Source organism: Chitinophaga arvensicola, assembly GCF_900110835.1.
GTDB classification, from domain to species: Bacteria; Bacteroidota; Bacteroidia; order Chitinophagales; family Chitinophagaceae; genus Chitinophaga; species Chitinophaga arvensicola.
Genome location: NZ_FOJG01000002.1, coordinates 1,646,341 through 1,669,817, shown reverse-complemented (window position 1 = coordinate 1,669,817; position 23,477 = coordinate 1,646,341). Strand labels below are relative to the sequence as shown.

General features: G+C 45.2%; 18 protein-coding genes and 1 pseudogene. 16 read left to right on the top strand and 3 right to left on the bottom strand.

Features of this window, described 5'->3' with window-relative positions; translation table 11 throughout:
- Positions 1-14 precede the first annotated feature (14 nt).
- A complete protein-coding gene (locus BMW79_RS24145) occupies positions 15-1,634 on the bottom strand; it encodes a M28 family metallopeptidase (protein ID WP_245752657.1) in 1,620 nt (539 codons plus the stop codon).
- A 92-nt stretch (positions 1,635-1,726) separates the two neighbouring features.
- Here BMW79_RS24145 and rpiA point away from each other — a divergent pair, with 92 nt between their 5' ends.
- Positions 1,727-2,428: a ribose-5-phosphate isomerase RpiA gene (gene rpiA / locus BMW79_RS24140; RefSeq protein WP_089898976.1), complete on the top strand. Its 702-nt coding sequence runs from the start codon at positions 1,727-1,729 to the stop codon at positions 2,426-2,428.
- Here the strand turns inward: rpiA and BMW79_RS24135 are convergent.
- Positions 2,394-3,677, bottom strand: coding sequence for an MFS transporter (locus tag BMW79_RS24135; RefSeq protein ID WP_089898972.1), 1,284 nt, complete (start codon positions 3,675-3,677; stop codon positions 2,394-2,396). The genes rpiA and BMW79_RS24135 overlap by 35 nt on opposite strands.
- A 261-nt stretch (positions 3,678-3,938) precedes the next feature.
- Here BMW79_RS24135 and BMW79_RS24130 point away from each other — a divergent pair, with 261 nt between their 5' ends.
- Positions 3,939-4,130, top strand: a complete 192-nt coding sequence (locus tag BMW79_RS24130; protein ID WP_079472790.1) for a cold-shock protein — start codon at positions 3,939-3,941, stop codon at positions 4,128-4,130.
- Positions 4,131-4,151: 21 nt separating this feature from the next.
- Complete coding sequence (locus BMW79_RS33985) at positions 4,152-4,307, top strand: hypothetical protein (protein WP_177192312.1); 156 nt, start codon at positions 4,152-4,154, stop codon at positions 4,305-4,307.
- Between the two features lie 277 nt (positions 4,308-4,584).
- Here BMW79_RS33985 and BMW79_RS24125 read toward each other — a convergent pair whose 3' ends face one another.
- A complete protein-coding gene (locus BMW79_RS24125) occupies positions 4,585-5,538 on the bottom strand; it encodes a nitrilase family protein (protein ID WP_089898970.1) in 954 nt (317 codons plus the stop codon).
- A gap of 105 nt (positions 5,539-5,643) precedes the next feature.
- Between BMW79_RS24125 and BMW79_RS24120 the strand changes: the two genes are divergently transcribed.
- The 13 genes and pseudogenes from BMW79_RS24120 to BMW79_RS24055 all read left to right on the top strand — a co-directional run bounded on the left by BMW79_RS24120 (position 5,644) and on the right by BMW79_RS24055 (position 23,474).
- Complete coding sequence (locus BMW79_RS24120) at positions 5,644-7,884, top strand: helix-turn-helix domain-containing protein (RefSeq protein ID WP_089898967.1); 2,241 nt, start codon at positions 5,644-5,646, stop codon at positions 7,882-7,884.
- A gap of 220 nt (positions 7,885-8,104) precedes the next feature.
- Positions 8,105-8,860, top strand: coding sequence for a (Fe-S)-binding protein (locus tag BMW79_RS24115; RefSeq protein WP_089898966.1), 756 nt, complete (start codon positions 8,105-8,107; stop codon positions 8,858-8,860).
- Positions 8,841-10,220: a lactate utilization protein B gene (locus BMW79_RS24110; protein ID WP_089898962.1), complete on the top strand. Its 1,380-nt coding sequence runs from the start codon at positions 8,841-8,843 to the stop codon at positions 10,218-10,220. The genes BMW79_RS24115 and BMW79_RS24110 overlap by 20 nt, the downstream gene beginning before the upstream one ends.
- Entirely contained in the window at positions 10,217-10,789 is a 573-nt protein-coding gene (locus tag BMW79_RS24105) for a LutC/YkgG family protein (protein WP_089898959.1), read from the top strand. Before BMW79_RS24110 ends, BMW79_RS24105 begins: the two co-directional genes overlap by 4 nt.
- Before the next feature lie 828 nt (positions 10,790-11,617).
- On the top strand, positions 11,618-13,558 hold the full coding sequence (locus BMW79_RS24095; protein ID WP_245752656.1) for a polysaccharide biosynthesis protein: 1,941 nt from the start codon (positions 11,618-11,620) through the stop codon (positions 13,556-13,558).
- 35 nt (positions 13,559-13,593) lie between these two features.
- Positions 13,594-14,490 (top strand): polysaccharide biosynthesis/export family protein, encoded by an 897-nt coding sequence (locus tag BMW79_RS24090; RefSeq protein ID WP_245752650.1) that lies wholly within the window; start codon positions 13,594-13,596, stop codon positions 14,488-14,490.
- Positions 14,491-14,505: 15 nt separating this feature from the next.
- Positions 14,506-16,884 carry a GumC family protein gene (locus BMW79_RS24085; protein WP_089898948.1) on the top strand — a complete coding sequence of 793 codons (2,379 nt, stop codon included), beginning with the start codon at positions 14,506-14,508 and terminating at the stop codon, positions 16,882-16,884.
- A gap of 37 nt (positions 16,885-16,921) precedes the next feature.
- Positions 16,922-18,211: a nucleotide sugar dehydrogenase gene (locus BMW79_RS24080; protein ID WP_089898945.1), complete on the top strand. Its 1,290-nt coding sequence runs from the start codon at positions 16,922-16,924 to the stop codon at positions 18,209-18,211.
- 24 nt (positions 18,212-18,235) lie between these two features.
- A complete protein-coding gene (locus tag BMW79_RS24075) occupies positions 18,236-19,222 on the top strand; it encodes an SDR family oxidoreductase (protein WP_089898941.1) in 987 nt (328 codons plus the stop codon).
- A 14-nt stretch (positions 19,223-19,236) separates the two neighbouring features.
- The gene (gene wecB, locus BMW79_RS24070) at positions 19,237-20,445 is read left to right on the top strand and encodes a non-hydrolyzing UDP-N-acetylglucosamine 2-epimerase (protein ID WP_317042903.1); all 1,209 of its coding nucleotides are present in this window, start codon (positions 19,237-19,239) and stop codon (positions 20,443-20,445) included.
- Between the two features lie 289 nt (positions 20,446-20,734).
- Positions 20,735-21,025, top strand: a pseudogene (locus tag BMW79_RS34425) (DapH/DapD/GlmU-related protein); the annotation flags it as partial.
- A gap of 37 nt (positions 21,026-21,062) precedes the next feature.
- Positions 21,063-22,310 (top strand): polysaccharide pyruvyl transferase family protein, encoded by a 1,248-nt coding sequence (locus tag BMW79_RS24060; RefSeq protein WP_177192311.1) that lies wholly within the window; start codon positions 21,063-21,065, stop codon positions 22,308-22,310.
- Positions 22,311-22,316: 6 nt separating this feature from the next.
- The gene (locus BMW79_RS24055) at positions 22,317-23,474 is read left to right on the top strand and encodes a glycosyltransferase family 4 protein (RefSeq protein ID WP_089898937.1); all 1,158 of its coding nucleotides are present in this window, start codon (positions 22,317-22,319) and stop codon (positions 23,472-23,474) included.
- Positions 23,475-23,477 lie beyond the last annotated feature (3 nt).

Genomic DNA, 23,477 nt, shown 5'->3' with positions numbered 1-23,477 from the left:
TGCCATAGCTGTTGTTATTTTCTGTATGCTTTAAATTCTGAACCTTTTTTCCATGTGGGGAAACTACTTTCGTGGCTGAGTTGATAGCCTACATCGAACAGGAGACGGATATCTTCTACCATGCCATCCATGTTCCAGGTGGCTGCATCAAATTCATCAGCGGGGGAGTGGTAACGCAAACGGTTATACGCGGCTATCTGTTCGCCGCCCCAGCCGGCTTCGTGGCCAATGGCGTTGGTGCCCGGACCGATGTACAATCCCGGTACGCCTTTCTTGGCGAAGTTAAAGTGGTCGGAGCGGAAGAACCAGCCACCTTCAGGATGTGCTTCGGGTACGGTAACGCGTCCTTGTCTGGCGGCGGCACGTTGTGCGTATTCATCGAGCTGCGACTGCCCGAAGCCAATCACGGTGATGTCACGGGTACGGCCGAACGTATTTAATACATCGAGGTTAATATCTGCTATTGTTTTCTCCATCGGGAACACGGGATGCGCGGCGTAATACTCCGATCCCAGTAGTCCCTGTTCTTCCCCGGTAACGGAGAGAAACAGTACGGAGCGGGCCGGTGGTTGTGGCAGCTTTGTGAAGGCGGTGGCCAGTTCCAGCAGTCCGGCAGTACCGGTGGCGTTATCTACTGCGCCATTGTAAATAGAATCGCCTTTAACGGGCTCGCCTATGCCAAAATGATCCCAGTGAGCGGAATATACCACACATTCCTGCGGTCGTTTGGCGCCGGGTAAAATGGCCAGTACATTATGTGAGGTAGATTTTTTGATGGTATTATTGATAACGAGAGATGTCTGTAAATGGAGGTCAACAGGCTTGAAACCTTTTGTCCTGGCCTTTCGCATGATATCTGGAGATATTCCGGCCAGTTGAAAGATCTTTTGCGCGGCATCCAGGGTGATCCAGCCTTCCAGTGCGGTACGATGCAGGTTATTATCGGCGGTTTGCAGGTGCAGCTTGGAGTTGGACCAGCCACTGCGTACTACTTTCCACGGATAACTGGCGGCGGCGGTTTCATGGATAATGATTACACCAGTAGCGCCCTGGCGGGAGGCTTCTTCAAATTTGTAAGTCCAGCGGCCATAGTAGCTCATGATACGCCCTTTAAAGAGGGTGGTGTCGGCAAAGCCCGGATCGTTAATCATTACGATCACCGTTTTACCTTTTACATCGAGGCCTTTATAGTCGTTCCAGTTGTATTCCGGCGCCACAATGCCGTAGCCGGCAAACACCAGTTCTGTGTTAGGAATGGTTACCTGGTCCTGCACGCGCCGGGTAGCAGCTACAAAGTCTTCCAGGTAGGAGAGGGATACTTCACCACCGGCGCCTTTGATCACCAGGTTACCGGCTGGTTTGGAGCTGATAGACACCATCGGCACTTCCTGGAAATAGCTGTTGCCATTGCCGGGTTTCAGTCCCAGTTGCTTAAACTGCGTGGCGAGGTATTGTATGGTACTGTCTTCTCCCCGGGTAAAGGGTTTACGGCCTTCGAAGGCATCGGAGGCAAGTACCTGTATGTGCCGGGCAAAACTGTTGGCATTAATGGCTTTGATGGCCGATGAATCCTGCGCTTTTACGGCAATTCCGGGTAGAAGCGCCGCCAGGGCCAGTATGATGGATGATTTCAATGTGAGGCGGTTTATTCAGGGCAAAAATTAGCGGACTTAAGCTAGAATTCCAAAAAATTGCTGCTCCGGGTCAGGGACATTATATTTGCTTTATGCAAACAGATATCGGTAAAAAAGCAGCTGGCGAGAAGGCCGCTGAATATATTAAGTCGGGTATGACCGTTGGTCTGGGTACCGGCAGTACAGCGTATTACACTATTCTGCGTATAGGCGAATTAGTGAGAGGCGGACTGGATATTAAAGCCGTGGCCACTTCCACCCAATCGGAGCAACTGGCCATCGAACAGGGAATTCCCTTGATTGAACTGGAGAAAGTAACGCAGATCGATATCGACATCGACGGCGCCGACGAAGCAGATGCACAGTTGCAACTGATCAAAGGGGGAGGAGGCGCTTTGCTGCGGGAGAAAATTATAGCGGCTGCTTCGAAGGAAATGTTCGTGGTAATCGACGAAAAGAAACTCGTTAAACATCTGGGTAAATTTCCGCTGCCGGTAGAAGTGACGACCTTCGGCTGGGAACTCACGTTCAGACAACTCGCCGCATTGGGCGCCCATCCGGTATTACGACTGAAAGACAATAACCGTTTTGTGACTGATAACGGCAATTATATCCTCGACTGTCACTATCAGAAAATCCATAATGCGGCTGCATTGCATGCACAGCTGAACAACATTCCCGGCGTAGTAGAAAGCGGGTTGTTCCTCCACTACGCCAGCCGGTTGATCATCGGTAATGCAGACGGCTCCATCAGGGAAATTACACATCCCTATCAAGCAAAGACGTCTTTTTAGTATCCTTCGAAGTAATATACACCAACAGGGAAATAAAGATACACCCGGTTACATACCAGTAGAACATCGGTTCATGCCCTATCTTCTTAAAGTAAAGGGCAATAGGCTCCGCTGTGCCGCCAAAAATGGCTACCGTTAGGGCATAAGGAAAGCCAACGCCCAGCGCCCGGATTTCTGCAGGAAATAATTCTGCTTTTACCACCGCATTGATAGAGGTGTAACCGCTTACAATCACCAATGCCAGCAGGATGAGCCAGAAGGCTGTCCACTCGGAGCTGGCCTCGCTGATGCCGGTCAGGATAGGTACGGTACATAATGTGCCCAGTACGCCGAATCCTATCAATAGCGGCTTGCGGCCATAGATATCCGAAATCCAGCCAAAAAGCGGCTGTAAACAGGCAAAGATCAGCATGAGGAAAAAGGTGAGTGTAGTAGCGCGTTCTATGGTAAGATGTACGGTATTCACGAGGAATTTCTGCATATACGTGGTATAGGTATAGAAGGCCAGGGTACCGCCCATCGTAAGACCTACGACTGTCATCACTGCCCGGGGATGTTTGCGGAACAGCAGTTTCAGGGTCCCTTTCTCTTTTTCATTTTTTATTTTTTCGAAAGAGGTAGATTCCTGCATATGTCTCCGCAGGTAAAGCGCTACAAAAGCCAATGCCGCACCTATAACAAAGGGAATACGCCAGCCCCATTCGTGCATCTGTTCAGCACTGAGAAATACTTTTTGTAGTGTCATCTGCACACCCAAAGCAATCAGTTGTCCGCCGATGAGCGTTACATACTGAAAGCTGGAATAGAAGCCCCGTAAGTCTTTCGTGGCCACTTCACTCAGGTACGTAGCGGAGGTGCCGTATTCACCACCTACACTGAGGCCTTGCAGCAGTCGCGCTATCAGCAATAATGCAGGCGCCGCCAGGCCAATACTGTTGTAGGACGGCGTGAAGGCAATCAGCAAAGAGCCCAGTGACATCAGCAACACAGACAATGTCATGGATGCTTTTCTTCCCTGTTTGTCGGCAATACGGCCAAACAACCAGCCGCCGATGGGCCGCATCAGGAATCCCACCGCAAAAATAGCGGCCGTATTCAGCAGCTGGGCAGTGTAACTACCCTTCGGGAAAAATACAGGTGCAAAATACAGGGAGAAGGTGGCATAAATGTACCAATCGTACCATTCTACCAGGTTGCCGGCGGAGCCGGTTAATATGGCCTTTATACGCCATGCGTCAGGATGTTTCATATATGCCGTGAAAATATATTATTAATTTGGAATGACACGCCAGCAGACCATCAGAGCCCTGAAAAAGTTTAAAATAAATTAGGATTGTATATGAGAAATCCCCTATCTTCGTACCGCTTCTTAAGATAATGTATTGCAATACTGTTGGTAGATCACCTCTCACATTCAGCTTTTTCTTACACTTTTTCTTGTAGTCGCCCAGGTAGCCGCCTGCAGTTAAATAAATGGCGAGAACACGTTCACAATTAAATATTAAATATAATGCAAACAGGTGTAGTAAAATTTTTTAATGAAGCTAAAGGTTTTGGATTCATTAAAATCGAAGGTTCAGGACAAGAAATTTTTGTTCACGTATCTGGTATCAAAGAAAGCATCGGCGAAAATGACCGCGTAGTATTTGACGTGGAAGAAGGCAGAAAAGGCCCGAATGCTGTTAACGTAAGACTGGCATAATTTATTTTATAATAGTTCTTTATGAATCGCGTTGGCTTTGCCGGCGCGATTTTTTTTATGCATAAAATCCCGGATGTGCTGCCGCCTCCGGCAGATGCGTTCCGCAACGATAGCACCACCGCAGCATCATCTCCCCAATTCCACCTCATCAGCAGTCAGTGTAAAAGGATACAGTGATCATCTCCCGCGTGCCCGGAGAACAGCGTATCTGCCAGGTACTGTAAAACAAAAAACCGCTCCACAAAGGAAGCGGTTCTTTTATACAAGAAGCTAAAAAACGGGTTATTTTAAAGCTTTGTAAGCGGGTGTCGGAAAGCACAAAGATAACCGGTCTGCTGAATTTATATATTTTATTTGTTTAAAGGGCGTGGGATAAGCCACTACGGCCGTCTGCCGGATTTTCAGCATACGCCGGCTAAATTATCAAGCCCTGTGGTTATCAGCCTCTTCGGCACTACTTCTTCTCCTGCAACCATACCACCTTCTGTACAGACGCATGCGGAGCGGCAATCACTTCCCCGTACAATTCAGGTCTGCGCGCCAGCCGGTACCGGTAGCCACCCGCTTCCGTGAGTTTATTTCGTGTAAGCGTTGCCGTTACTACTTCGTTGCCCAGTTGCCTGCATTCCGCGATCACATCTCCAAAAGGATCAATGATCATAGAACAACCGTTTTTCAGCTGGTCGTCATCCATACCAATAGGATTGGAGAACACCGCATATACGGCATTGTCGTAAGCCCTGGCCGGCAGCCATTTCATCAGCCATGCACGTCCTTTCATACCATCAAATTCCAATCGGAGCGAAGTAGGATCTTCTGCACGCTTTTCCCAGAGCACCGGGTCTACAAAGCCCGCTCCTGGCCTGGTAGAGGGTGTACACATCGTTACATGCGGCATGAAAATAATTTCGGCGCCCAGTAAAGCCGTGGCGCGTACATTCTCCGTAATATTATTATCATAGCAGATCAGCATACTGCATTTCCATCCTTTCAGCTCAAAGATCACATATTCATTTCCCGGCTGCAGATGCGGATTGATAAACGGATGCAACTTGCGGTATTTTGCCACCAGCCCGTTTTTATCTACACATACATAAGCCTTGAATAAATTGTCTTCCGCATCTTTTTCAAATAAGCCAGCCAGCACCGCAATGTTGTGCTCCGCCGCTATTTCCTGGAGGGCGCGGATGCTCGGTCCGTCAGGGATGATTTCTGCCAGTTCCAGCATTTGCTCCCGCGATAAATTCCGCGCAAATGTGTAGCCTGTCACCGAACATTCATGGAAGGCTACGGCATCTGCACCGGCTGCAGCTGCCTGTTTCGATAACTCCCGGATAATACCCAGGTTGTAAGCTTTGTCATTGCTCCTGTTTTCAAATTGTGCCGTCGCTATTTTCAGGTGGTCCATTGTAAAATGTTTGAAAACCGAAGATAGGTTACATTTCCTTACACGCAATATCTCCACGGTTTTCGCCACTTTTTCTGTATATTTGCCCTTTCAATTTAACAACAGATGCCCCAACCGGATAATACAAATACTATCTTTCACCTGGCGGCAGATTTCATAAACCATACACACCGCCATATCTTCCTTACCGGTAAAGCCGGTACAGGAAAAACTACGTTCCTGAAATATATCAAAGAACATACACGTAAAAACACGGTCGTGGTAGCACCTACAGGTGTAGCCGCTATCAACGCCGGTGGTGTTACCATGCACTCCTTTTTTCAGCTGCCCTTCGGACCTTTTATCCCTGGCACTAAAAGAGGTTTTGGAATGGATGAAATCAGCAGTACAGATAAACATGGCTTGTTCCGCAACATTCGTTTTACCAACGATAAAAAAGTATTGTTGCAGGAAATGGAATTACTCATCATCGATGAAGTAAGTATGGTGCGCTGTGATATGCTCGATGCAATTGATGTGATCCTGCGTCACTTCCGCAATAAACCACTGCTGCCATTCGGCGGTGTACAGGTCCTTTTCATCGGCGACCTGTACCAGTTGCCGCCCGTAGTACCCGACGCAGAATGGCGCATGCTCTCCGAATATTACAACAGCACCTTCTTCTTTGCTGCCAAAGTAATAGAACAGGCACCGCCGCTGTATATCGAACTGAAAAAGATTTACCGGCAGAATGAGCAACATTTTATCGACGTATTGAACAGGGTACGCAATAATGAAGTGCTGCACGAAGACCTGCAGTTGCTGAATGAACATTACCAGCCGCATTTTACGGGAGAAGATGAGGAATACATCGTACTCACCACCCATAACCGCAAGGCGGATGAAATCAACGCCCGGCGCCTGGCAGATATGCCCGGAAAAGTACATCGCTTCGAAGGGAAGATTGAAGGGGATTTCAGCGACAAAGCCCTGCCAACCGAATTGTTGCTGCAGCTCAAAATTGGGGCACAGGTCATGTTCCTGAAAAACGACCTTGCACAACCCCGGCGCTACTACAACGGCAAAATAGCCACCGTCAAAGAAATCAATGACGACGAAATTGTACTGGTACTCGCGGGCTCACATGAAGAACTCAAACTGGGAAAGGAAACCTGGCGTAATATCCGCTACTCCTACAACCAGGACGAAAATAGTATCGAAGAAGAAGAGATTGGCAGCTTCACGCAATTCCCCATCCGGCTGGCCTGGGCTATTACCATCCATAAAAGCCAGGGGCTTACCTTTGAACGGGCTATCATCGATGCCGGCTATGCGTTTGCACCCGGACAGGTATATGTGGCACTCAGCCGTTGTACTTCGCTCGAAGGACTGGTTCTGCATTCCCGCATCGGGCATGGCAGTATCAAAACAGACCGGCAGGTAATTGAATTCGCTGAAAAAGAAAATGAAGCCAATGAACTGGTTGTGCTGCTGGAAATGGAGCGGAAAAAATTTCAGGCTACTTCCTTGCTGCAACAGTTCGACTGGTACCGCATGCAAGCCACCATCCGCAGCCATGCTGTATGGATCCAGGATAAAAAAGTGCCTGATTTTGACGCTGCCATTAAACTGAGCCGCAGCATGTCGGCCAAGGTGGAACAACAGCAGGAAGTGGCCGCCAGGTTTGTGGTACAACTGCATCAACTGCTGGATACCGCTGTACAAACCGGTGAAATGGAGCCTTTACAGCAACGGGTCAATAAAGCCATCGGCTATTTCACCCAAAGCATCTACGAAGACATTATACAGCCCTTGCAGACACACATCACAGATGTGAAGAAGGCTAAATCTAAAAAATATCTCCTCCAGCTGATGGCGCTGGAAGCCGATTGCTGGAACAAACTGCGCCACGTATGGGAAGTAGCTTATGCCGACCTGGAATTTACCACCGGTCTGAAAAACTACACCCTCCTCCGGGATGCCGATGCCGCCGCTGCTGCTGCACCTGTTACCGCTGCGAAGGAGAAAGCCGCTAAAGGCAAAGTGGAAAAGGGGAGTAGCCGTCGCGGTACCCTGGAACTGTTCCTGGCGGGCAAAGCTATAGCGGATATTGCCACAGCCCGGCAACTGGCCATCGGCACCATTGAAAGCCACCTGGCCCAATGTGTGGAAGCCGGCGAAATGGATATCAACCGCTTCGTGTCCGACCGCACCATGCGCCTGATCCTGAAACATATCGGCGAATTGGGTGCTACTGCCGCAGGTCCTATCAAGGAAAGAGTAGGCGATGCCGCTTCTTTCGCTGAGATCAGGGTAGTGCAATGGTATCTCAAGAAAAAACAGGAAGAAAAGATTATGAACGATTAGCGCGGAAGATGCGCTCTCATAAGCATATCAGGGAAGGCCGGAAGCCTTCCTTTTTTTGTGCCTTTTCGCTACAGGACAGACCGGGTTGCCAACCTCCCGGCACTACTTTAAATTGTACCAGTGAAAAATAAGCCAGTAACCGGTAAAAAAGAGGTAGGATTACTGTCGCGTTGACTGCTAAATTTGCAGGTCAGCAATGATCATCTAAATTACTTTACCCGTGAAAGTAGGATTATTTATACCATGTTATATTGACCAGTTCTATCCGCAGGTAGGCATTGCCACCCTGCAGCTGCTACAAAAACTGGGTTGTGAAGTGGAATACCCACAGGGACAAACCTGTTGCGGCCAGCCCATGGCCAATTCAGGATACGAACACCTGACGCACCAGTGCAATAGCCTGTTCATCAGAAATTTTGCTGACTACGATTATATTGTAGGACCCTCAGGTAGCTGTGTATTGCACATCAAAGAGCATTTGCACGATCCCGCTGCGGAATCCACGGCCACGCATATCCGCCAGCGGATCTACGAACTGACGGAATTCCTGACAGATGTACTTAAAGTAGAAAATCTTCCGGCCCGCTTCCCATGCAAAGTTGGTCTGCATCAGAGCTGCCATGGACAACGCGGACTGGCACTCTCGCAGATGAGTGAGCTGGTGGCAGCTCCTTTTTCCAAACCGGAGAAATTGCTGCGCATGGTAGAAGGAGTAGAGCTGGTTCCCCTCGACAGGCAGGATGAATGCTGTGGCTTTGGCGGTACATTCTGTGTGGCGGAAGAAGCAGTATCCGTAAAAATGGGGAAGGATCGTGTAGCCGATCACGTTAAACATGGCGCCACCGTTATCACCGGTACCGATGTGAGTTGCCTGATGCACCTCGAAGGTATTTTGCGCAGACAACATGCGGGTGTGAAAGTGATGCATATTGCAGAAATTCTCAATCAGAATATCCATGAACAGGCAAAAAGCTGATCACGCCTCACTGGCGGATAAGTTCAACGAGAACGAACCACGGGTCGACTGGCACGACCAGACCCTCTGGTGGGTACGCGCCAAACGCGACAAGATGGCCTGGAGTATCCCCGAATGGGAACAGCTGCGGGAAACCGCCTCCCGCATTAAACACAATGCCCTGGGGAATCTGCACGATTATCTCGTACAGTTCGAACAACAGGCGCAAAGCAATGGCGCTATTGTGCACTGGGCCGCTGATGGGGAAGAACACAACCGCATTGTAACCGGCATTCTGAAAAAGCATGGGGTGAATCACATCGTGAAAAGCAAATCCATGCTCACAGAAGAATGCCACCTCAACCCACACCTCGAAGTCAATGGTATCGAAGTGATAGATACAGACCTGGGAGAACGGATCGTGCAACTGGCGAAAGAACCGCCCAGTCACATCGTATTACCCTGTATCCATAAAAAGAAAGAAGAGATAGGAGAACTGTTTCATGAACACCTGGGTACGCCCGCAGGCAACGCAGATCCACAATTTCTGACGGCCGCTGCCAGGCAGCATCTCCGGAAAGAGTTCCTGCAGGCCGGTGCTGCCATTACCGGGGTAAATTTTGCGGTAGCCGAAACGGGAGAGATGGTGGTTTGTACCAATGAAGGCAATGCAGATATGGGCGCGCACCTGGCGCCGGTACATATTGCCTGTATGGGTATCGAAAAGATTATCCCGCAGCGTAAGCACCTGGGTGTGTTCCTGCGCCTGTTGGCACGTAGTGCCACCGGGCAGCCTATCACCACTTACTCCAGTCATTTCAGGAAGCCAAGGGAAGGCCAGGAGTTGCATATCGTGATTGTAGACAATGGTCGTTCCAGGCAACTGGGCCGGGAAGATTTCCGGAATTCCCTGAAATGTATCCGTTGCGCTGCCTGTATGAACACTTGCCCTGTATACCGCCGCAGTGGCGGACATAGTTATCATACGGCCGTAGCCGGGCCTATTGGCGCTATCCTGGCGCCCAACCTGGATATGAAGGATTACGCGGATCTGCCGTTTGCATCTACCCTTTGTGGCTCCTGCTCGAATGTATGTCCGGTGAAGATTGATATTCATCAGCAGCTATACAAATGGCGGCAGGTATTGGTGAAAGAAGGACATACCACTGCTGCCAAAACTGCCAGCATGAAAATGATGAGCGGCGTATTATCAGCGCCGCGTACGTACAGAACTGCCGGCAAAATGGGGCGTTGGGTGATGCGTGCTTTCCCCGGGATGGTGAATAACCGGTTCAATCCCTGGTTCAAACAACGGGAGATGCCGGCGCCTCCGGCACAATCATTCTCTCAATGGTATGAAAAAAATAAAAAATCTTCATGAGCAGCAGGGACCAGATATTAGCCGCCATCAGGCAGCAACAGCCGGAAGCTTCCCCTTTGCCCTCCCTGGAGGGATTATCAGGCGCTATGCCCGGTACGCTGGAGGCTTACCGTAAAGTATTGGAAGCACTGGGTGGCAGTTTAGCCGAAATAAAAGACGAAAGCGAAATACCGGCCTACCTGGCAACGCATTATCCGCATTTGCAACGGGTAATCACCATAGGGCAGGAGCAACGCGCATGGATAAACGAAGATCCCCACTTACTGGCGGATGTCGATATGGCGGTTGTGCCCGGTCAATGGGGTATCGCGGAAAACGGTGCTATCTGGGTGTCGGAAGAGCAGGTACCGGTGCGGGTGTTGCCTTTTATCTGTCAGCACCTGGCCATTGTGCTGTCTAAAAATAACATACTGCCAACTATGCACGAAGCATATGAAAAAATAGGCGGCCCGCTGTCAGGCTTCGGTGTATTCATTGCCGGGCCTTCCAAAACAGCCGATATTGAACAGTCACTGGTGCTGGGAGCACACGGAGCAAAGAGCCTGGTGGTATTCATTACCGGCGCTTGAATTTTCCGTATATCCCACTACGTTAGCTCTTTCGAAACGGGCTCACCGGTTGCCGGTGAGCCCGTTTTTTATGGTAAGGCATCCTCATATGGATATCATATATTTATGTCATTCCTTCATTCGTTATTTTTCAACAAGTGTGGGAGATATTAAATAGTTGACTAACTTTGCATCTGGAAATTAAATAAATTAATAAAACTGGTATGGTGTTTGTTCGATTGCGTGCGTTGCAGAACTAAGTAGCGCAGTAATTTTTTTGACCATATTATATAGCCATATTTTAGCAACTGCGTTAACCATAAAAAAGAAAGACCATGTTTCATCTATTACGAACTTTAGAGCGGCGAGAGCTGAGTACGTCGTTACATCAGAAAGTAAGAATGCATCACCACCAATGTAGCATTTCAGGAAAAATTTCATTAATAGTTTGTAAAATAGGCGGCTAGATCAGCTGTTTTGCAATTTCGTTTATTCTTTTAGGTTATTTGCCGGATCGTGCCAACTGATCAGTGTTTAAGCAGATAATCAAAGTGGATAATTGTTTTCACTATCGCTTGTTGTAAAGCGGTCGGGAGTTGCTTTGCGCCAACTTTCTTTCTAAGAAGTAAACCACCAAAAAAAATAAACAGTTTACTTTTTCATAACAGAACATTTCATTTTTAGTACTTATCTTAGTACTAACTTTGAAAACCGAAAGAAAGATTGTAACCGAATAATTTCCCGTCCTGTATTATTAACTGAGCGCCTTTATGAAAACCTTGAAACTTGCGCGACTTAAGTTGATCAGGCGAGCTTATATTTAATAACCATATCTTATTATTGAAACCTATGGTGCACAAATCATCATGGATTACCCCGTCATGGCTTATCCTGTTATTGGATCTGGGGTGTTCTGTTATAGCAATCAATGTTGCATTTCTTCTCAGACTGAATTTTGATGCGGAAGCGTATCTGTCTTTTCCACTGGAAAAAATCGGGTTCGCCGTTTTAGCTATCAATCTCTTTCTTTCCCTTTTACTGCGTACCTATCGCGGCATTGTGAGGTTTACAAGCCTTGCAGATATTGGTCGTATAGCCGGTCTGAACTTTATCAGTTCCTTCATGCTGTTCACCCTTCGTTATAGCACGCTGTTCGACGATAAAGTGAATGTTTTCCCCATTTCAGTGATCCTCATCAATTTTTTTATCTGTTCTTTCTTTTTGCTGTCCTACCGCCTTTCGGTAAAATGGATATTTAAATATTATAAGAATTTCCGTACTCCCGGCAGAACATGTGCGGCCATCTATTATACCGGACATAGCAGTCTTATGTTGCGTAAGGCTATTAGTGATGCTCCCGGATCAGGTATAAAGGTAATAGCTTTCCTGGCCGATACGAATGCACACGCTGGTAAATCAATAGAAGGTCTCCCGGTATATGCTTCCCGCAAAGGACAGTTGTTTAAAATGGTGAAGGAAGGTAAAATTTCTTTATTGCTTATTCCAAATGATCATCTGGACGCAGCTCACCTGAGTGAATTGGTGGAAGAATGTATTGCTTTAAATATAAAAGTTCAGAAGATTATTCCTGTGAGTCAATGGACAGACGGTTCTAACAATAACAATATTCAATTGAAAGACATCAACATTGAAGATCTTCTTGAAAGATCCGTTATCTGTATTAAAAATCAGGAGATCTCCCATGAACTGAAAGGAAAGAGTGTGCTGGTGACTGGTGCAGCCGGTTCAATAGGAAGTGAAATTGTACGTCAGCTGGTTAATTATAAACCCTCCGTAATTGTATTATGTGATAAAGCGGAATCACCACTGCATGAACTGGAGCTGGAAATGTCGGAAAAGATGCTGAACGTATCCATTATTCCCTTTATAGGAGATGTGTGCGACAAGGTTCGTATGCAGCAGTTGTTTGATATCTATGCACCTGCCATTGTATACCACGCAGCGGCATATAAACATGTTCCTATGATGGAGAAGAATCCATCAGTTGCTGTCATGAACAATGTGCTGGGAACGAAGGTCGTGGCCGAACTATCCGTAGAATATGGTGCAGAGAAATTTGTAATGGTATCTACCGATAAGGCGGTAAATCCCACCAATATAATGGGTGCCTCCAAACGGATCGCAGAAATCTTCTCTCAATCATTCAATAATTACCTGAACGATCAATACCTGAAAATGGGCCCCGTATATGGTACGCCTCCAACACGTTTTATAACGACGCGTTTTGGTAATGTTTTAGGTTCCAATGGTTCTGTGATACCCCGTTTTAAGCAACAACTTGAAAAAGGCGGACCATTAACGGTTACGCATCCGGAAATTACCCGTTATTTCATGACTATTCCTGAAGCTTGCCAACTGGTATTGGAAGCGGGAGCAATGGGACAAGGCGGAGAAATATTCGTATTTGATATGGGGCAACCAATGAAGATCGCAGAACTGGCCAGGAAGATGATCCGCATGTCTGGTAAAGAACCTGGAAAGGATATTCAGGTGGTTTTCACCGGCCTGAGACCTGGCGAAAAGCTTTATGAGGAGCTACTGAATAATGCAGAAAATACATTGCCTACTTATCACGAAAAAATAATGATTGCCAAAGTAAGAGCTTCAGATTTTGGAGAGGTAAATGAGCAGGTAAATCAACTGATTGCCTCAGCAAGAAAACACTATTTAACCCCCACAGTACTGAAAATGAAACAACTGGTGCCCGAATTCATCAGTAAGAATTCCGCTTTCGAAGAACTGGATAAAGGAGATAAAATAAAAATGTAGATGTTGCACTGTCCTGGCGGCTTGCGGCATAAAATTTGCCTTCGCTGGAACTCTCATTTGCAAAACTGTCAATTAAATTTATGAAGCTTACTTACAAGGGAGATACATCCCGGTTTAGAAGAATTGTTCAGACACCTCAACTTTTTACGTATGGTTTAATAGGGCTGCTTAGTTTGCTGATGATGTCTTGCGCTACATCCAAAAACGTAAAATATTTCAGTGATGTCCCCGATTCGTTGGGATCCAAACAAATTGAACAGGCAATATATAAAACGCCACTGATCCAGGTAGATGATATTCTTCAGGTAAATATCCAGACGCTTGATCCGGGAACTACCGCTTTATTAAACCAGCAAAGTGCAGCTACCTGGCCCACTTACGCAGCCCAGGGAACAAGTAGTATCCCCGGTAATAGCATCAGCGGTTATCTTGTGGATAAAGATGGTTTTATTGTTTTGCCTTTAATTGGTAAAATGCTTGTAAAAGGAAAATCAACTGAAGAAGTAAGAGCACTGGTTACAGATAAAGCAGCACAATTCTATAAAGATCCGGTGGTGAATGTAAGATTTACAAATTTTAAAGTCACCGTGCTTGGAGAGGTGGCCAGGCCCTCCACTTATGTAATGCCAAACGAGAAGGTTACTTTATTGGACGCTTTGGGTATGGCAGGGGATTTAACCATTTTTGGCAAGCGGGAAAATGTATTGCTGATCCGGGAGAATGATGGTAAAAAGCAATTTGTAAGATTTAATCTCAATAACACGAACTTATTTACTTCACCTTATTATTATTTGCAACAGGGGGATGTTGTATATGTTGAACCTAATAAATCAAAGGTAGTTTCAACAGACGCCACACGGTTGAGAAATATCACCATCTTCTCTTCTGCGATAACATTATTGGTAGTGATATTAACGAGGGTTAAGTTTTAATTTTAAAGCGCTTTCATGTACGAGAATACAAATTCACATAATCCATTTTCATTGAACGGTCACACACCAGCCTCCTCTAATCAGGATAATATGCTGGACCTGAGAAAAGTGCTGGATATACTGGGTAGTTACTGGTATGTTTTTTTACTGAGTATTATTTTGACAGGTACTGCGGCATGGCTATATCTGCGGTATTCCACGCCAAGCTATAAGATAAACGCAAAAATACTTGTACAGGATGATAAGAAGGGAGGGAACCTTCCAGGAGAAGAAATACTGAGTCAGTTGGAATTGTTTAATACCAAAAGCAGTGTTGACAATGAAATGGAGATCCTCAGTTCCCGTTCCATTATGGAGAACGTGGTAAAAGATCTTCAGCTGAATGTGGTATATATTGCCGATGGAAGGGTGAAAAAAACGGAGCAATACAGCAATATGCCGTTTGTATTAAAGTGGCTTACACGCAATGATAGTATAGTGGCGATGGAATATACGGTGCGCCCACTTAACGGCAACAGATTCTCCTTAAGTCGCAGGAACCTCAATCGGGAAGCATCCTGGAATGATACCCTGCATCTGCCCGAGGGCATTGTGAGTTTGCAACGGCAGCCACAATATGCTTTTTTACATCCGGAATATTATATCAAGGTGATATCTGTGGATGATGCGGTGGTGAGATACAGATCCAATGTTACGATGGCAATTCCCAACAAACAGGTAAGTACTATCGATCTTTCAATTACAGATGCTATTCCGGAAAGAGGAGAAGTGGTGCTTAATAAGCTGATTGAGGCGTACATGAAGGCCAGTGTAGAAGATAAAAACCGGATAGCAGACAGCACCATCGCTTTTATCGACAACCGGCTGGTGATTGTAACCAAAGAGTTGTCTGGCGTTGAAAAAGATATTCAACAGTTCAAACAAACAAACCAGGTAGCTGATTTAGGTGAACAGGCGAAGTTGTTGGTTTCAAGTACTGGCGACTTTACAAAAGAGTTGCTTGACAACCAGGTGAAATTAAATGTGGTGGAATCTATGCAGAAATACCTGCAGGATGGAGGAAACAATCGCAGGGTGGTACCTTCTTCCCTGATTGTCCAGGATCCTGCTTTCCTTGGACTGGTGGAACGATATAATACTTTGCAACTTGAAAGAGAACGGCAATTATTGTCTACTACTGAAAACAATCCTGTTATAAAAAATATTGACCAGCAACTTGCTAACCTGCGTGGCGACCTTAGCACCAGTCTGGGATCATTGCGGCAGGGAATCCAGATTGGCATCCGGGAACTACAGCAAAGTTCTGCAGGTTTGAACAAAAAGATACAACAGGTACCTGCAAAGGAAAGACTGTTTCTCGATTTCTCCCGTCAGCAAGCGATTAAACAGGAACTTTATCTCTTTTTACTTAAGAAAAGAGAGGAGTCTGCGTTGTCAAAGTCTTCTAACCTGGCAGTAGCAAGAACCATAGATCCTGCAAAAAGTGATGCTTTGCCATTTAAACCCAAACGACTTTTAATTTACCTGCTTGCAATAGTAGCCGGGGTAGTATTGCCTTCTGCCGCATTGTATATGAAGGAGCTGTTAAATATCCGGATTACCAATAAGAAAGATATTACCGGTGCCACGAGTATACCTATTATTGGCGAATTAGGTCATACATATAATAAGGAATTAGTTATTGTAAAAAAAGATGATATTACTCCGGTTGCTGAACAATTCAGAGCGTTGAGAACTAATCTGCAATTTGTATTAGCCGGGAATCAGCAAAAAGTAATTTTGCTGACATCAAGTATGAGTGGGGAAGGGAAAACATTTGTTGCGGCTAATCTGGCCGCAGTGTTGTCATTATCGGGGAATAAAGTGATCTTACTGGAGATGGATCTTCGTAAACCAAAAGTTTCTGAGAAATTGGGTTTGGATAACAGGATCGGTTTTAGTACCTATGCAATTGGAAAAAGCTCTTTGGAAGACATTATTAAACCGTCGGGTATACACGAAAATTGTAGTCTTATTTCTTCTGGCCCCATACCCCCAAATCCGGCCGAATTACTTCTCCTGGGACAAACTGAAATGATGTTCAAGCAGTTAAGAGAAGAATTTGACTATATTATTATTGATACTGCCCCCGTAGGTTTGGTAACGGATGCCCAATTATTGGCCCGTTTTGCCGATGTTACACTTTACCTGGTACGCCAGGGAGTGACGTTTAAGCAACAGCTGCAAATCCCCGAAGATCTTACTATACAGCGGAAAATGCCCAAAATCAGCCTGATTGTCAATGACGTGAAGGCTGGCAGGAGTTATGGATACGGTTATGGATATGGGTATGGTTACGGGTATACAGAGCAAAAACGTGGCAGTCGTTTAAGGAGGTTGATTCGAAAATCTTAACTTAACCAAAATAAAATTCAGAAAACAACAATCAGATATGAATCAGGAAAACAGGATTGCAATTATCGGTTTAGGCTATGTTGGACTGCCCTTAGCTGTCGAATTTGCAAAAAAATATTATACGTTCGGTTTTGACATCAATAAAGCCAGGATCTCAGAATTAGTGAGTGGGCGTGATCACACATTGGAAGTAGAAGAAGAGGATTTGAAAAAGGTGATTACCATTGATCAAAATGCGGCAACCGGCTTATTTTGTACCAATGACCTGGATGCCATCAGAACGGCTAATTATTTTATTGTTACGGTCCCTACGCCGGTAGATAAGTATAATCGTCCTGATCTCACCCCGCTATACAAAGCCAGCGAAACAGTAGGAAAAGTGCTGAAAAAAGGGGATACTGTTATATATGAATCCACCGTATATCCAGGTGTCACTGAAGATGAATGCGTACCAGTGTTGGAGAAAGTATCCGGTTTAAAGTTTAACGTGGACTTTTTTGCGGGATATTCACCTGAACGTATTAACCCTGGTGATAAAGAACATACAGTAACCAAAATATTAAAAGTAACCTCCGGTTCTACTTCTGCTGTTGCGGAAAATGTAGATCAATTGTATAAGTCAATTATCACAGCCGGAACACATAAAGCCACTTCCATTAAAGTTGCTGAAGCCGCGAAAGTAATTGAAAATGCACAACGTGATATTAACATTGCCTTTATAAACGAACTGGCCAAGATATTTAATCTGCTGGATATCGATACTGCAGATGTATTGGCTGCCTCCGGCACTAAATGGAATTTCCTAAAGTTCAGACCAGGACTCGTTGGAGGGCATTGCATTGGTGTTGATCCCTATTATCTGGCACAAAAGGCACAGGAAGCAGGTTACCATCCTGAGATAATATTGGCAGGAAGACGTGTTAATGATAGTATGGGAGCTTATGTAGCTCACGAGGTAGTAAGGCTGATGGTAAAAAAAGAAGTAAAAGTAAAAGGCGCCAACATTCTTGTGCTTGGGGTAACCTTTAAGGAAAATTGCCCGGATGTGCGCAATACTAAGGTGATAGATATCCTGAATACACTAAAAGGATATGATGTTAACATCGATATTTATGATCCCTGGGCAAACCCGGAAGAAGTGATGCATGAATATGGCTGGCAAAGTGTTCGGTCAATTCCCGCGGATGTTACCTATGATGCAGTATTGCTGTCAGTAGCACATCATGAATTCAGGGACATTGATATCAAATCTCTCTGCAAAGAAAATTCGGTTATTTATGATGTCAAAGGTGTTTTATCAAAAGAAATAGTGGATGCAAGGCTTTAATCAAAAAAATTAGCTCTCTTATTAATGTACAAGAAACCTTTTCATAGCAAAGAATTATCTGAGTTTTCCTTTCTGGTAACAGGAGGAGCTGGCTTTATCGGTTCCAATATTGTAGAATATCTCCTGAAATACGGCGCAAAAAAAGTGCGGGTGCTGGATAATTTTTCTACCGGTTCAAAAGAAAATCTGAAGTTATTCATAGATAATCCGTCATTTGAATTGCTCGAAGGTGATATCCGGGATATGACGACATGCAGACAGGCATTGGAAGGAATTGATTATGTGACTCATCAGGCTGCATTGGGCTCTGTTCCGCGTTCGATCAATGATCCGGTTACTACGAATGATGTAAATATTTCCGGATTTCTGAATGTACTGGTGGCTGCAAGGGAGGCCAATGTTAAACGCATGGTATATGCTGCCAGCTCCAGCACTTACGGTGATCATCCTGGTTTGCCCAAGGTAGAGGAGCTTATCGGAAATCCACTTTCTCCATACGCGGTTACCAAGTATGTGAATGAATTGTACGCCAGTGTATTTTCTAAGGTCTATGATTTCCATTCAATAGGATTACGGTATTTTAATGTGTTTGGTCCGCGCCAGAATCCCAAAGGCGCTTATGCAGCGGTAATACCATTATTTATCGATGCAGCGATTCAGAAACAGGCGCCGGTGATAAATGGCGATGGTGAAACAAGCAGGGATTTTACTTTCGTAGAAAATGCGGTGCAGGCAAACATAAAAGCATTACTGGCAGATAATATTGATCAAGCCGAAATTATGAATATCGCCTTTGGTGAAAGAACAACATTGAATGAATTGTGGCAGATGATTTCGGAAGTAGCGGCAATTGATATTCCACCAAACTATTCTGCAGAAAGGAAAGGAGACGTAAAACATAGCCTGGCTGATATCTCCAGGGCAAACAGGCTTGTTGGATACAATCCGGAAATAAGTATCGCTGCGGGATTAAAAATTACATACAATTGGCTCAGTAGCAACAGCATTTAAACAAAGACTTTTTTATGGCAACAGAAATAAATAAAGTACTATTTGTATTTGGTACAAGACCGGAAGCGATTAAGATGTGTCCTTTGGTGAAAGAACTGGAAAAACATCCGGAGATTTTTGATGTAAAAGTGTGCGTTACCGGCCAGCATCGTGAGATGCTGGACCAGGTGCTGAATATATTTGAAGTACGTCCGGATTTTGATCTTAAAATAATGAAACAGGGTCAGGATCTCTACGATGTTACGATTGGAGTGCTTTCAGGTATGCGTAGCGTCCTGGAAGCAGTTCAACCTGATGTGGTACTGGTGCATGGAGACACAACAACTTCAACAGCCGCTGCAATGGCTGCTTTTTATAAACAGATTCCGGTAGCCCATGTAGAAGCCGGATTAAGAACCCATGATATTTATAGTCCATGGCCGGAAGAAATGAATCGTAGCGTAACCGGACGTATTGCTACTTATCATTTTGCACCAACAAAAATCTCAAGGCAAAATCTGTTGGACGAAAACGTTCCTCCTGAACAGATATTTGTTACCGGTAATACCGTGCTGGATGCTTTACATATGGTATTGGATAAAATGGAAAAGCACAGCGATATCAGGGATGCAGTAGAAAAGCAACTCGAAACGAATGGTCTGCCGGCCGCGTCTGTAACTTCCTGGAATGGAAACAATAAAGATAGCGGACGAAGAATGGTTCTTATAACAGGGCATCGTCGTGAGAATTTTGGTGATGGTTTTATAAGCATCTGCCAGGCTATCAAAAAACTTGCAGAGGAATATACTATGGTGGATTTTGTCTATCCTGTTCATCTAAATCCTAATGTACGTAAGCCCGTAAATGATATTTTACAACAGGCGGCATTGAGTAATATATTTATCATTTCTCCTCTCGAATATCTTCCGTTTGTTTACCTGATGAATAAAAGTTGCCTGATTTTAACAGATAGCGGCGGCGTGCAGGAAGAAGCTCCAGGCCTTGGAAAACCCGTTCTGGTAATGCGGAATACAACAGAAAGACCTGAGGCTGTATCGGCCGGTACGGTTAAACTGGTGGGAGTGGATGAAGATAAAATATATACAGAAGTAAGTGAATTACTCAACAACGAAGATGCGTATAACCTGATGGCACAAGCCGCAAATCCTTATGGCGACGGCAGATCTTGTCAACGTATTGCGCGACTGTTAAACCGGCATGTCGCGATCGAACAACTAACGTAATTTTTCAACTGTGAATATTCTTACAAAAAAACTAAAAGTATTTGTAAAGAAGATTAACAGCTGGGCCAATGATACACCACTACATTCCTTTAATCTTGGAGAGAATGTAGTGATTGCACAGGGAATAAAAGCAACGTTCCCACAAAAGATTATTTTCGGAGACCATATCTATATTGGACCTAATGCTTTTCTATCAAGCCAGGGAGGTTTGTCCATCAGCTCCGGAGTGGTTATTGGACCTGGCGTTAACATCTATACAGCTAATCATCGATATGAAGGTGCATCCGCCATCCCTTATGATGGCGCTACCATCCTTAAACCGGTACAGATAATGGAAAACGTCTGGATTGGAGGTGGTGTTACTATTGTGCCCGGTGTTACCATCGGGGAAGGCGCCATCATAGGCGCCGGGGCGGTAGTCACAAGAGATGTACCTGCCATGGCGGTAGTAGGAGGAAATCCCGCAAAAATAATTAAGATGAGAAATGAAGCGGAATACCATCACTTAAAACAACAACAGCTGATTTATATGCGACTGAAGCGCGATAAGCAGATAAAATATTTTTATATAGACGGGTGAGCGTTGTCAGAAACTCACAGGATTTAAAAAGATGCACATGGCCATATCCAATAGAAAAACCTCTCAAAATGTATTGTTAACCGGCTTTTTTGGCGCAGGAAACGTCGGAGATGAGGCGGTTTCGTTAGCTGTTTACAAAGGGGTGAAGAAAGAATTGCCCGAAGCCAGTTTTAGCGTGGTGACAAGAAGCCCCGAATATACCCGAACATTTACAGGCATCACGGCAGTTGATACCATCAAAGGTTTTTATCCTTCGCAAGATTTTTGGTCTCTTTTTTCCAGCCATATCAGCAGTATAAAAAAGAGTCATCTGATTATAATAGGTGGTGGTGGTATTATACAGGACGTACACAGCTGGACCACCATTCCCGCTTACCTGATTCCTGCCTGTTTCGGCATTTTATTTAATCGTCCGGTAATAACAGTAGGTATCGGAGTTGGGCCTGTTAAAACAGCGTGGCTGAAAAAGCTCACCGCATTTACCTGTAACCGTATGGCTTTGGTGCAGGTAAGGGATGAAGAAAGCAGGAAGGAACTCATAAGTTATGGTGTTGAACCCGACCGGATAATAATTACTGCGGATGTTGTTCCTTCTCTTGATTTTAAGCAGTATGTGACAACACATTCAACAGTGAAAAGCGCGCCCACGGTGGCAATAGCATTCAGAAAATGGACAGGCCTCGATGAAAAAGGTTTGGTAGCCATTTGCACCCGGCTTATTTCAAATGGCGTTTATATTAGAATGTTGGGGTATGAGTCTGTTCATGATAAAAAATTCTATGAAGAGCTTATATTAAAATTTTCGCCTGAGCACCGGGATAAAATAAGTATTCATATTCCTGTTAATCTGAATGATGCCATGCAGGAGGTAAGGAATGCTGACTTTCTTTTATCTATGAGATTGCATGGATGTGTGTTTGCAGCTGCTATGGGCACACACTTTTTTGCAGTACCCTATGATCGGAAAGTGAGCGAGTTTATGCGTCGTATAGATATGGAAGATAGCATCATACCCATGGATGCACTTTCTGCGGATTATGCCGATAAAATATTGCAAAGCCTGAGGGCAAATAGCCGCATTGCTTCATCGGCGGCTTTTGATGCGCAGCAGGAACTTTCAAAAACGAATTTTACAGTGGTACAGGATGTACTCCGCAATCACCAGATCTATTCACCGGGAGATAAGATGGAGGCTCTCGGCTGGATTTGTAAATTAATGATGAAAGGGATTACATCACAACTGATGCGTCCGTTCAATTTCCTTAGAAGAAAAATGACAAAATAGGATACAATGAAAGTGTTAATTGTAACACAGCAACGGATACCTCATTCCGGCGGTTTAAGTACGCATGTTGAGATCCTGCTGGCGGAATTAAAATCAGGTGGCCATGAAGTAAGGCTAATCCAGGGAGGAATGGCACATTCCCCTAAATGGAAAAAAGCGATTCGCCTGCTGCTGGCTTTCGGTAGTAAGAACAAGTTTGTCAGCAGCAACTTCAAACATACGCTGAATCGTATCAGCCATTTGGTGGCAAGAGAAATTGAGCAGTTTAAGCCGGATGTAATTCATACCCATGACGTGTATGCTTCCTATTCGGTATTGAAAAGCAGGAATCTGAGGAGTATCCCGGTAATCCAGACGGTACATGGTCCTGCGCTGTATGAAGCACAAATGGGAGGAGCTGATAAGTTACCGGCTTATAAGGAACTGATCATGAACTGTGAGGCAGTGGCTTTTGCGAAGGCCAAACATTTCATTGCTGTAGATAGCGGGCAGGCAGCGATTCTAACGAACGACTATGGCCTGGATTCCAGAAAAATCGACGTCATGTTCAATTGTGTCAATGTTTCGGAAGTAAGAGATTTTATTAATGAGCCGATTGATCTGCCTGTAAAACAACCCTTTTTCCTCGTTCCACGCAGGTTGGTGGAAAAAACGGGTGTTCGTTATGCGATTGAAGCATTGGCACAATTGAAAGATAGTCATTGTCAATTGGTAATTGCGGGCCAGGGACCATTGAGAAAGGACCTGGAAGAGTTGGCGGCCCGCCTGAATATTGCCTCCCGCGTGATTTTCCTTGGTCCGGTACCGAGAAACAGTTTGCTGCCATTGTTTGCAAAGGCAAAAGCCGTAATCGTACCCTCTGTGCCTGCAAGTGGCGTTGTGGAGGCTACCTCCCTCGCTGTAACAGAAGCAATGGCGGCGGGTACAGTTCCGGTAGCTTCTGATATTGGTGGCCTGGCAGAATTGATAGAACATAAGCATACCGGTTTGCTGGTTAAGCCTGCAAATGCTACAGAACTGGCATTTGCTATGGACATCCTCTTACAGGATGACAAGTTTCGCGATCAGTTGATTAAGAATGCCACACAGAAAGTGGAAGAGGACTACTCATCGGAGAGCTGGAGCAAAAAGGTAGTTGGTATTTATCAGACATATGCAAAATAGATT